Here is a 12,190-nt window from a genome sequence, read left to right on the forward strand (position 1 = left end):
AGGTCAGCTATTGCCAGAACAAGTGCCAGAACAAGTGCCAGATCAAGCACCAGATCAAACAGCAGCACCAACAACGCCAACACCGCTGAAGATTGGTCCTTACTCCATCGCCAACCCGGTGGTACTGGCGCCCATGGCGGGCGTTACCGACAGTCCGTTTCGCAAACTCTGCCTGTCGATGGGTGCAGGCATGGCGGTGTCGGAGATGGTGACCAGCAACCCGAAACTCTGGAATACCCGGAAGTCCAGGCTGCGCATGGATCACAGCTGTGAATCCGAACCACGCTCCGTCCAGATTGCCGGTGGTGATCCGAAACAGATGGCCGAGGCAGCCAGACTGAACCAGGAGTTTGGTGCCCAGATCATTGATATCAATATGGGTTGCCCGGCCAAGAAAGTGTGCAACAAGGCGGCTGGCTCCGCACTGCTGCGAGATGTTGAACTGGTGGAGGCCATCCTGAAAGCTGTTATTGCGGCGGTGGATATTCCGGTAACGCTCAAGATTCGCACCGGCTGGGATCCGGACAACCGCAACGGAGTTACGGTTGCCAGGCTGGCAGAGCAGTGCGGCATTGCCGCCCTGGCGGTTCATGGCCGCACCCGGGCCTGCATGTATAAGGGTGAAGCGGAATACCAAACCATCGCCAGAATTGTTGAGGCGGTGAACATACCGGTGATAGCCAATGGTGACATCACCTCACCGGAGAAAGCACGGCATGTACTGGACGCTACCGGTGCCAGTGCATTAATGGTTGGCCGTGCCGCTCAGGGTCGCCCATGGATTTTCCGGGAGATCAACCACTTCCTGCAACACGGGGAACGGTTGGCAGCACCGGATCAGAATGAGGTTCAGGCAATCCTCCTGGGGCATCTTAACGCCCTCCATCAGTTTTATGGCGCTTTTTACCCAGAGAGCCATGCTGTGCGGATTGCCCGAAAACATGTCGGCTGGTACATGCAGGACCAGCCATCCGGCCTGGAGTTTCGCCGGTATTTTAATAAGCTGGAATCTTCGGAACAACAGCAATCCTGCATACGGGAGTATTTTCACCATTTTTCAGCGTCGACTTTTGTTAAAGGTAACGGAGAGGACATAGCGGCATGACGGCAACACAAGTAATCGTAGAAGAAGGTCGTCCAGTAAATGGCCATGGGGGAAGCCTTGCCACAGCGTCGATAATCCCGGAGTCCCAGACTCTGCGCGACAGTGTGGAAAAGTCCATGAATAACTACTTTGCCCATCTGGACGGGCAAGATGTCACTGATGTCTATCAGATGGTTCTGTCTGAAGTAGAAGCGCCTCTACTGGAAACGGTAATGACTTACGTCAAGGGCAACCAGACCCGTGCGGCCACGCTGCTGGGGCTGAACCGGGGTACCCTGCGTAAGAAGCTGAAGCAATACGGCTTGCTCTGATTGTTTTATTCACCCTTCTTGTCAATCTGATCAGTAGCTTCTACAACACGGGATGCTACTGGTTTTCACTTTATTCCCCCTGCCCCTGCCAATAACTGTTATTTCCAGCTAAAATCTGCCGGAATTTCTATTCCAACTATCTATTCCAACTATCAATTCCAACAAGCGGTGAGTGAGAAACGATGGCAGTCACGACACGCCCGATTCGACGGGCTCTGATTAGCGTTTCCGACAAAACAGGCATTGTCGAATTCGCCCGGGCCCTGCATCAGTATTCGGTTGAAATCCTATCCACGGGCGGAACTTATGCACTGCTGGCAGAGAATGGCATTCCCGCCATTGAGATTTCTGACTATACCGGCTTCCCGGAAATGATGGACGGCCGGGTAAAAACCCTTCACCCAAAGGTTCATGGTGGTATTCTGGGCCGCAGCGACCAGGACGAAACAGTGATGGACGAGCATGGCATCAAGCCTATCGACCTGGTGGTCGCCAATCTCTACCCCTTCGAGCAAACCATTGCCCGCCCTGACTGCGACCTGGCCACCGCCATTGAGCATATTGATATCGGCGGCCCCACCATGGTTCGTGCTGCTGCCAAGAACTACCTCGATACCACCATTGTGGTGAATGCCGGTGATTACCAATGGGTACTGGACAGCATGACAGCCAATGATGGGTCGATTGACCTCACCACCCGTTTTGATCTGGCCGTTAAGGCGTTTGAACATACGGCTGGCTACGACGGTGCGATTGCCAACTACCTGGGTACCCTCCTTGACAGCGATGACGATGAGCCGGAAACCTTCCCCCGCACCTTGAACAGCCAGTTTATGAAAGTGGAAGATCTGCGCTACGGTGAAAACCCACACCAGAAAGCCGCTTTCTACACGGAAAAGAACCCGTTGGAAGGCACGGTGTCCAGTGCTAAACAACTGCAGGGTAAAGCACTTTCTTACAACAACATTGCCGATACCGATGCGGCACTAGAGTGCGTTAAGTCATTTGATCTGCCAGCCTGTGTAATCGTCAAGCATGCTAATCCCTGCGGTGTTGCAACCGGCGCAGACATCCTGGAAGCCTACAACCGTGCTTATCAAACCGATCCCACTTCCGCGTTTGGTGGCATTATCGCCTTCAACCGCAAGCTGGATATAACGACGGCCCGTACCATTATTGAACGCCAGTTTGTGGAGGTCATCATTGCTCCCGAAGTGGATGTTGAAGCGGCCGCCATTCTCCGGGATAAGCAGAACATTCGTGTGCTGAGCGCAGGCCAGCTGCCTGTCGGGCAAACCCCATTCCTGGATTTTAAACGCGTCAATGGTGGTCTGCTGGTTCAGGATTACGATACCCACCTTGTCGACTCAGCTGAACTGAAAGTAGTCACGGATCGCGCACCGACCGAACAGGAAATGGCGGACCTTCAGTTCGCCTGGAAAGTGGCCAGGTTTGTCAAGTCCAACGCCATTGTCTACGCCCGGAATGCTCAGACCATCGGTATCGGCGCGGGCCAGATGAGCCGTGTCTACAGCGCCCGCATTGCCGGCATCAAAGCAGCGGATGAAGGGTTGGAAGTTCGTGGTTCTGTGATGGCATCCGATGCCTTCTTCCCATTCCGTGACGGCATTGATGCGGCAGCCAGTGCAGGTATTACTGCCGTCATCCAGCCCGGTGGTTCCATGCGAGACCAGGAAGTGATTGATGCTGCCAACCAGGCCGGCATAGCCATGGTGTTTACCGGCGTTCGTCATTTCCGTCATTGATGGTTTAAAGCAAAAAAGGCTGAAGAACAGGCTCAGCCTTCGAGAAAAAAATTTTCCCGGCAGACATCACAAAAAGAAAACCGTTGTGAATTTCGTGATCTCTGCAGTTCAAAAAAGGACACCTTTTATGAAAGTGCTGATCATCGGTAATGGCGGGCGGGAGCATGCCCTGGCATGGAAAGCGTCTCAAGACGACCATGTTACACAAGTGTTTGTCGCTCCCGGTAATGCTGGCACCGCTTCTGAAAACAAAGTGGCCAATATTGATATCGATGCACTGGATATCGCCAGGCAGGTTGAGTTTGCCCTGGCAGAAAATATTGGCCTGACCATTGTCGGTCCGGAAGCGCCACTGGTGGCTGGCGTTGTTAACCAGTTTGAACAAGCAGGGCTGGCAATATTCGGCCCGTCACAGGCAGCGGCCCAGCTGGAAGGCTCCAAGGCCTTCACCAAAGATTTCCTGGCCCGCCATAACATCCCCACCGCCGCCTACCAGAACTTTACTGATATTGAGCCAGCCAAAGCCTACGTTAAACAGCAAGGTGCACCTATTGTGGTGAAGGCTGACGGTCTTGCTGCAGGCAAGGGCGTGATTCTTGCCCGGACGGAACAGGAAGCCTTTGATGCTATCGACGATATGCTGGCCGGCAATGCTTTTGGTGCAGCAGGTCACCGCGTAGTGATAGAAGAGTTCCTGACTGGTGAAGAAGCCAGCTTTATCGTCATGGTGGATGGCAAGAACATTCTGCCACTGGCCACCAGCCAGGATCACAAGGCTCGGGATAATGGCGATAAAGGTCCGAATACCGGTGGCATGGGTGCATACTCACCAGCCCCGGTAATAACTCAGGAGATTCATGAGCGCGCCATGAAGGAAGTCATCATTCCTACCGTTGAAGGCATGGCCAGCGAGGGTATGCCATACAAAGGCTTCCTCTATGCCGGATTGATGGTTGAGGCCGATGGCACACCCAGGGTACTGGAATACAACTGTCGTTTTGGTGACCCTGAGACCCAGCCAATCCTGATGCGCCTGAAATCAAGCCTGGTAGAACTCTGTCTGGCTGGCACCCGTGGTGAGCTGGACAAGGCTGAAGTTGAGTGGGATAGCCGCACCGCCCTTGGTGTCGTCATGGCTGCCGGCGGTTACCCGGAAGCCTACCGCAAGGGGGATGAAATCACTGGCATCGACAATGTCAGCAACGTCAGCGACGCCAGCAACGTAAAAGTCTTCCAGGCCGGAACTCGTATTGACGATAGCAAAACCCTGACCAACGGCGGTCGTGTTCTCTGTGTGACTGCACTGGGCAATACCGTGAAAGAAGCGCAAGAGCTGGCCTACAAGGCAGTAAAGACTATTAACTGGAAAGATGTTTACTACCGCACCGACATCGGCCACCGGGGCATCACCCGTGAGGAAGCGTAGTCCACATTAACTGGCCTCATTCCCACGGTCCCCGTGGGAATGCCCCCCCAAAGACAATTCCTGAACCGCAGACAGCATCGTTATGCTGACACATGATACCTGGCAGAAAGTTCATGTACGGCATTCACAAAAGCACCTGCTTTTTCAGGCTCAACATACTGGTGAATACCATGACCCAGATTGAACACATGGCCATTGCCATTACCAAATTTTGCCAGAATGGTGGCGACTTCCTGTCGGATACGTTCTGGTGATGCATACAACGTTGAGGGGTCCATATTGCCCTGCAAGGCGACGCGGCTACCTACTCTCTGACGTGCGTCACCGATATCGGCGGTCCAATCCAGGCCCAGAGCATCAGCACCGGTATCGGCCATCCATTCCAACCACTGCCCACCGTTTTTGGTAAAGAGAATAACCGGCACTTTTCTGCCTTCATTTTCACGCTTCAGGCCTTTAACAATCCTGTCCATATAGTACAGCGAGAAGTCACGATAATTCTCCGGGCTAAGCACACCACCCCAGGTATCAAAAATCTGAACCGCCTGGGCACCTGCTTCAATCTGCGCATTCAGATAGCTGGTAACCGAGTCGGCAAGTACCGTCAATACATGCCTCAGTAACTCTGGCTGATCAAACATCATCGCTTTTATACGACGAAAATCTTTGCTGCTGCCACCTTCAATCATATAGGTCGCCAGCGTCCAGGGGCTGCCAGAGAAACCGATCAGTGGCACCCGGCCATTGAGTTCGCGACGAATGGTTCTCACTGCGTCCATCACATAACCCAGGTCTTTTACCGGATCGGGTACAGACAGCGCTTCGACATCGGCTGCCGTACGTACCGGCTTTTTGAATTTCGGCCCTTCTCCCGCTTCAAAATAGAGCCCAAGCCCCATGGCATCAGGAATAGTGAGAATATCGGAAAAGAGAATCGCTGCATCCAAAGGAAAACGCTCCAATGGCTGCAGGGTGACTTCACAGGCCAACTCGGCATTCTGGCACAGGGCCATAAAGTCTCCGGCACGAGCCCTGGTTTCCCGGTATTCTGGCAAATAGCGGCCGGCCTGGCGCATCATCCAGACAGGCGTTACATCAACTGGCTCCCTGAGCAAAGCTCGAAGAAAGCGGTCATTTTTTAATGGAGTCATAAAAGTCCTGATACCATTTTCAAGAACTATCAGTATTTCACAGTATTTCAGGCTTTAGAAAAAGCAGGAACGCTCTCCCATTGGGAAAGCGCCTATAATATTTTATAAAACGTTAATGATCAGACATCCAGGTAATCAAGAATGCCTTCAGCTGCCTGACGCCCTTCCCAGATGGCAGTGACCACCAGGTCAGATCCCCGAACCATATCACCACCGGCAAACACTTTGGGATTGCTGGTCTGGAACTTGTACTTTGCTTTTTCAGGGGCTACTACCCGACCACTTTCGTCAATCTGAATATCGTGCTGTTCAAACCAGTCAGCCGGACTTGGACGGAAACCAAATGCCACCAGAACCACATCTGCTTCCAGTATCTGGTCACTGCCTTCTACCACCTGTGGACGACGGCGACCATTCTCATCCGGCTCGCCCAGTTCTGTGGTAACCAGACGGATACCTTCAACCTTACCTTCACCAACAATTGCTACCGGCTGACGGTTAAACAGGAAGTTCACACCCTCCTGTCTGGCGTTGGCCACTTCCCGACGAGAACCGGGCATATTCTCTTCGTCCCGACGGTAAGCGCAGGTAACTGACCTGGCCCCCTGACGAATGGCGGTACGGTTACAGTCCATGGCGGTGTCACCACCACCAAGCACCACCACCCGCTTGCCCTTCATATCGATGAACTCTGCCGGATCCTGTTCAAAGCCGAGGTTACGGTTCACATTGGAGATCAGGTAAGGTAGCGCATCATGGACCCCCTCAAGATCTTCACCCGGGAATCCCCCTTTCATATAGGTGTAGGTACCCATACCCATGAACACCGCATCATACTCTTCCAGCAGCTTTTCCATGGCGATATCCCGACCGATCTCCGTACTCAAATGGAACTCAATTCCCATTTCAGTAAACACATCACGACGACGACTCATGACGTGTTTTTCCAGCTTGAATTCTGGAATACCGAAGGTCAGCAACCCGCCGATTTCCGGGTTTTTATCAAACACGACAGGCGTCACACCATTGCGCACCAGCACATCAGCACAGCCAAGACCAGCAGGCCCGGCACCAATGATGGCCACTTTTTTATCGGTCCAGGACACCCTGGACATATCCGGGCGCCAGCCAAGAGCCAGCGCCGTATCGGTAATGTATTTTTCGGTTGACCCGATCGTTACCGCACCAAAACCGTCATTTAGCGTACAGGCCCCTTCACAGAGGCGATCCTGTGGACAAACCCGTCCGCACACCTCTGGCAGCGTATTGGTCTGGTGTGACAGGTCGGCCGCCTCAAAAAGACGACCTTCGGAGACCAGCTTCAGCCAATCCGGAATGTAGTTGTGAACAGGACACTTCCACTCACAATATGGGTTACCACAGGACAGACAACGGTGCGCCTGACTTTTGACCTGCTTTTCATCAAACGGCTGATAGATTTCAACAAATTCTGTTTTTCGCTGACGCAGGCTTTTCTTATCCGGGTCATGACGACCCACATCAACAAATTGAAAGTGGTTATTAAGCCGCTCTTTTTGGCCCAGGCTGTCTCTCCGGCTCAGGCTGCTGCCATTGTTTAACGGTATCTGTGACATTTCGCTGACCTCACAAAGCTGTTCTTGTGTTCAATACCCGTTGCTTTTTTCTCCATGGCTGTGAACCGTTTTCATTCCGGTCACATCCGCCCTGATTACTCAGGACTGCCACGGGTACTGGCCAGCAAGGTATCGAGACTGGCAGCTTTTGGCTTCACCAGCCAGAAACGACCACTGTAGTCATAAAAGTCATCAATCAGCTCCTGCCCCCAGGCACTGCCGGTTTCTGAAACATAATCTTCCAGGACACTCAGCAGGTGTGATTGATAAGGCTCCATGGCTTCATTATCAATGCGATGTATATCCACGAGTTCATGGTTATAACGATCAACAAAACTTCTTTCCAGATCCAGCACGTAGGCAAAGCCACCGGTCATGCCTGCACCAAAGTTATGACCAGCGCGTCCCAGCACTGTTACCAAACCTCCGGTCATGTATTCACAACAGTGATCACCAGCGCCTTCCACCACAACATTGGCACCAGAGTTACGAACACCAAGACGCTCACCTGCACGACCAGCAGCGTATAGTGTTCCACCGGTGGCTCCATAAAGACAGGTGTTACCAATAATGGCGGTTTCATGGGTAACGAAACTGCTGCCAACCGGCGGGAAGATCACCAGCTTACCGCCGGTCATGCCCTTACCGACGTAGTCGTTGGCATCACCTTCCAGACGCATTTCCAGACCACCCGCATTCCATACCCCGAAGCTCTGACCAGCGGAACCGGTCAGCTTCAACTTCAGTGGCTGATCAGCCATACCCTGGTTACCGTAACGTTTGGCAATCTCACCCGAGAGCCGGGCTCCGATGGAACGGTCACAGTTACCGACAGTGAAACTGAACTCGCCACCTTCCCCACTTTCAATGGTCTGTATTGTCTGCCGGACCATCTCCTCTGCCAGCTCCCCCTGGTCGTATGGTGGGTTACGATCCACCTGGCAGGTCATGGGCTTATCCACAGGCACATCGGCACTGCCCAGAATCGGAGACAGATCCAGATTCTGCTGCTTTTCCGTCAGACCCGGCAGAAGCTCCAGCAACTCCGTTCGGCCCACCACTTCTTCAAGGGTTTTTGCTCCCAGCAAAGCCAGCCACTCACGCACTTCTTCGGCAACAAACGTGAAGAAGTTCATGACCATCTCCACTTCACCTTTGAAGTGCTCTTCCCGCAGCGACTGATCCTGAGTCGCCACACCCGTAGCGCAGTTATTCAGGTGGCAGATTCGCAAGTATTTACAGCCCATGGCAATCATGGGTGTAGTACCAAAACCAAAACTTTCTGCACCGAGAATGGCCGCCTTGACTACATCCAGACCGGTCTTGAGACCACCATCTGTCTGCAGTCGGACCTTGCCGCGCAGACCATTACCCCGGAGCGTTTGATGGGCTTCACTTAACCCGAGCTCCCAGGGAGAACCGGCATAACGAATAGACGTCAGAGGACTTGCAGCAGTACCACCATCATAGCCAGAGATGGTAATCAGATCCGCATAGGCCTTGGCGACACCTGCCGCGATAGTACCGACGCCTGGCTCAGACACCAGTTTTACGGAGACCAGCGCCTCAGGATTGACCTGCTTAAGGTCATAAATCAACTGAGCCAGATCCTCGATGGAATAGATATCATGGTGCGGTGGCGGCGAAATCAGGGTAACTCCCGGCACCGAGTAACGCAGACGAGCAATCAGCGCATTCACCTTACCACCCGGCAGCTGCCCCCCCTCACCCGGCTTGGCACCCTGAGCAACCTTGATCTGCAGCACTTCGGCGTTGACCAGGTAGTGAGGGGTTACACCAAAACGGCCTGAAGCAATCTGCTTGATCCTGGACATACGGTTGGTACCGTAGCGAGCCTCATCTTCACCACCTTCACCGGAGTTAGAACGACCGCCAAGACGGTTCATTGCTTCCGCCAGTGCCTCATGAGCCTCCGGGGATAGAGCACCGAGACTCATGGCTGCCGAGTCAAAACGACGAACGATCTCACCAACGGCTTCCACTTCATCCACAACCAGTGCTTTTTCACTCAGCTTAAGGCCCAGCAGGTCGCGCAGAGTAGCCACCGGACGCTTGTTGACCAGTTCAGCGTACTTGCGGTATTCCTGATAGTCACCGGTTTTAACGGCAATCTGTAATTGCTGAACCACATCCGGGTTAAAGGCATGGTACTCACTGTCGTGTACATACTTCAGCAGACCACCTTGCTGAATCGGCTTACGAGCTTTCCAGGCCGTTTCTGCCAGCAGGCCCAGTTCATAATGGAAGTCTTCAAAGCGGGCACCCTGGATACGGCTTTGAACGCCACAGAAGCAGAGGTCAACAATCTCTCTGGAAAGACCAACAGCCTCAAACAACTGTGCTCCCCGATAGGAGGCAATGGTAGAGATCCCCATTTTGGACAGGATCTTCATCAACCCTTTACCGATACCTTTACGGTAACCCTTGTAAGCTTCGCGAGGATCAGTGATCACCTCCCCGGAACGAATCTGGTCATTGATGATTTCATAGGCCAGATATGGGTAAACAGCAGTGGCACCAAAACCAATCAGAACTGCAAACTGGTGAGAGTCACGGGCAGACGCCGTTTCAACAATGATATTGGACTCAGAACGCAGGCCCTTTTCAATCAATCGGTGATGCACGGCACCTGTCGCCATAGCGGCTGGTACGGGTAACAGACCCTGATCAATATGTCGGTCAGAAAGGCAGATTAACACCTTGCCGGATTGCACCGCTTTTTCTGCCTGGTCACAGACATTGAGTACAGCCTGTTCAAGACCAGTGGACGGGTCGTAAGTCAGGTTGATGGTTTCCGTTTCTAAGGACTTATGCTGATGACGAACACTCATCAGATCCAGGAACTTCGCTGTGGACAATATGGGTGATTTGAGAATGACCCGGGCAGCGTGTTCCGGCGTTTCTTCAAACAGGTTCAACTCACGACCAAGGCAGGTTTCCAGCGACATAACGATCGCTTCACGCAGTGGATCAATGGGTGGGTTGGTTACCTGGGCAAACTGCTGGCGGAAATAGTCATATACGGTTCGGGTTCTGTTCGAGAGCACCGCCATTGGGGTATCGTCCCCCATAGAGCCAACCGCTTCCTGACCAGACTCTACCAGCGGACGGATTACCTGGTCACGCTCCTCAAAGGTGACCATAAACATCTTCTGATAGACGTTCAGCTGCTCAGGAGAAAAGTGGTCAACCTTGTAATCATCTTCGCTGAAGTGCGAACGGATACGGTAGGCGTTCTGCTTTAGCCACTGCTTATAGGGCTGTCGGACTTTCAGTTTGTCATCGATATCATGAGCCTGGTGCAATTCACCAGTCTCGGTATCAATCGCCAGAACTTCCCCCGGTCCAACCCGGCCTTTGGCAACGACATCTTCAGGCTTGTAGCCATGAACGCCAACCTCGGAAGCCACGGTCAGATAACCGTTTCTGGTAATGACCCAGCGTGAAGGGCGCAGGCCGTTACGATCCAGGGCACAGACGGCATTGCGGCCATCGGTGATCACCAGGCCAGCGGGGCCATCCCATGGCTCCATATGCATGGAACTATACTCGTAGAACGCTCTGAGATCCGGGTCCATGGTATCGACATTCTGCCATGCGGGTGGAACCAGCATACGAATGGCACGATAAAGATCCACACCGCCAGTGACCAGAACCTCCATCATGTTATCCAGGCTGGATGAGTCAGAGCCGGTGCGATTCACCAGTGGAGAAATATCATCGAGGGTCTGCAGCAACGGTGACTGGAACTTCTTACGACGGGCTTCTGCCCAGTTACGGTTACCGGTGATGGTGTTGATTTCCCCATTGTGAGCCAGCATACGGAATGGCTGAGCCAGCTGCCAGCGCGGCATGGTATTAGTAGAAAACCGCTGGTGGAATACACAGATCGCTGTTTCAAAGCGGGTATCGCCGAGATCCGGATAAAACGTCGACAGGTCAACCGGCATCATCAAACCTTTGTAGGTGATGACTCTGGGCGACAGGGAACAGATATAATAATCCTGATCTTCTGCCATCTCCATATTGGTATAACGGCGAGCCATGTAGAGCCTGGCATTGAACTCTTTCTCGTCCAGCTCACCTTCGGGAGTCACAAAAATTTGTTCTATGCCAGGAAGCAGGTCTTTGGCAATAGGTCCAAGGCATTCAATATTGACAGGAACCTTGCGCCAGCCAACAACGTGGAGTCGCTGTTTCTCCAGCTCTTTTTCCAGTGTTTTTTTGCCTTTCCCGGCTTTTGCTTTATCCGTGTTGAGAAAAACCATACCCACGGCATATTGCCCGGGGAGTTCGCAGCCAAACTTTTCTTTTGCCACCGCTCGAAAAAAAGAATCCGGCGTTTGAATAAGAAGACCACAACCGTCGCCTGTTTTACCATCGGCAGCAATACCACCGCGGTGTGTCATACAGGTCAATGCTTCAATCGCCGTTGTCAAAAGGTGATGACTTTTTTTACCTTCCATCTGGGCAATTAGCCCGAAACCACAGTTATCCCGAAACTCCCCGGGATTATACAGACCTGCTTTCATAGGCATTATCTCACCAACCTCATCAACCCATTATTTTTCTGGCTTGCCTTGCTCGTCATAACTCGTCATCAAAGTCATCCCGACTTTTCCCAGAGCGTCTTTTATACCCCGGGGTGTAGCCCGGAAGGAGGCTTTGTCCCGGAAGGCTCCGCATTCCACGTCTTAATCAGGTGGATTCCGCATCTTTTAAAACGTTCTGTGTACTACTGGCGCACTGTGCATCTGCAGCCATAATTATATAATTTAAATACATAAAAAAATCTGACACGCACAACGGCTCGTC

The 12,190-nt window shown here is 52.7% G+C and carries 7 protein-coding genes; 4 read left to right on the top strand and 3 right to left on the bottom strand.

All coding sequences use genetic code 11. From position 1 onward, the window contains the following. The first annotated feature begins 85 nt into the window (after window positions 1–85). The 4 genes from dusB to purD all read left to right on the top strand — a co-directional run bounded on the left by dusB (window position 86) and on the right by purD (window position 4,608). On the top strand, window positions 86–1,105 hold the full coding sequence (gene dusB / locus MJO57_RS25035) for a tRNA dihydrouridine synthase DusB (protein WP_256493376.1): 1,020 nt from the start codon (window positions 86–88) through the stop codon (window positions 1,103–1,105). Then, window positions 1,102–1,416: a DNA-binding transcriptional regulator Fis gene (gene fis, locus MJO57_RS25040; protein WP_252019660.1), complete on the top strand. Its 315-nt coding sequence runs from the start codon at window positions 1,102–1,104 to the stop codon at window positions 1,414–1,416. The genes dusB and fis overlap by 4 nt, the downstream gene beginning before the upstream one ends. 182 nt (window positions 1,417–1,598) lie before the next feature. Beyond that, a complete protein-coding gene (purH, locus tag MJO57_RS25045; RefSeq protein WP_252019662.1) occupies window positions 1,599–3,182 on the top strand; it encodes a bifunctional phosphoribosylaminoimidazolecarboxamide formyltransferase/IMP cyclohydrolase in 1,584 nt (527 codons plus the stop codon). A gap of 127 nt (window positions 3,183–3,309) precedes the next feature. Next, window positions 3,310–4,608 (top strand): phosphoribosylamine--glycine ligase, encoded by a 1,299-nt coding sequence (purD, locus tag MJO57_RS25050; protein WP_252019663.1) that lies wholly within the window; start codon window positions 3,310–3,312, stop codon window positions 4,606–4,608. A gap of 80 nt (window positions 4,609–4,688) precedes the next feature. Here purD and hemE read toward each other — a convergent pair whose 3' ends face one another. The 3 genes from hemE to gltB all read right to left on the bottom strand — a co-directional run bounded on the left by hemE (window position 4,689) and on the right by gltB (window position 11,907). After that, window positions 4,689–5,759: a uroporphyrinogen decarboxylase gene (gene hemE / locus MJO57_RS25055; protein ID WP_252019664.1), complete on the bottom strand. Its 1,071-nt coding sequence runs from the start codon at window positions 5,757–5,759 to the stop codon at window positions 4,689–4,691. Window positions 5,760–5,878: 119 nt separating this feature from the next. Then, window positions 5,879–7,354 carry an FAD-dependent oxidoreductase gene (locus MJO57_RS25060; RefSeq protein ID WP_252019666.1) on the bottom strand — a complete coding sequence of 492 codons (1,476 nt, stop codon included), beginning with the start codon at window positions 7,352–7,354 and terminating at the stop codon, window positions 5,879–5,881. Window positions 7,355–7,449: 95 nt separating this feature from the next. After that, a complete protein-coding gene (gene gltB, locus MJO57_RS25065; RefSeq protein ID WP_252027109.1) occupies window positions 7,450–11,907 on the bottom strand; it encodes a glutamate synthase large subunit in 4,458 nt (1,485 codons plus the stop codon). Window positions 11,908–12,190: the final 283 nt, after the last annotated feature.

The organism is Endozoicomonas sp. SCSIO W0465 (assembly GCF_023716865.1).
GTDB lineage: Bacteria > Pseudomonadota > Gammaproteobacteria > Pseudomonadales > Endozoicomonadaceae > Endozoicomonas.

What these genes read in the sequence shown, in the direction of transcription:
- purH (WP_252019662.1), top strand. Translation starts at nt 1,599, where the DNA reads ATGGCAGTCACGACACGCCCGATTCGACGGGCTCTGATTAGCGTTTCC.
- purD (WP_252019663.1), top strand. Translation starts at nt 3,310, where the DNA reads ATGAAAGTGCTGATCATCGGTAATGGCGGGCGGGAGCATGCCCTGGCA.
- fis (WP_252019660.1), top strand. Translation starts at nt 1,102, where the DNA reads ATGACGGCAACACAAGTAATCGTAGAAGAAGGTCGTCCAGTAAATGGC.
- gltB (WP_252027109.1), bottom strand. Translation starts at nt 11,907, where the DNA reads ATGAAAGCAGGTCTGTATAATCCCGGGGAGTTTCGGGATAACTGTGGT.
- MJO57_RS25060 (WP_252019666.1), bottom strand. Translation starts at nt 7,354, where the DNA reads ATGTCACAGATACCGTTAAACAATGGCAGCAGCCTGAGCCGGAGAGAC.
- hemE (WP_252019664.1), bottom strand. Translation starts at nt 5,759, where the DNA reads ATGACTCCATTAAAAAATGACCGCTTTCTTCGAGCTTTGCTCAGGGAG.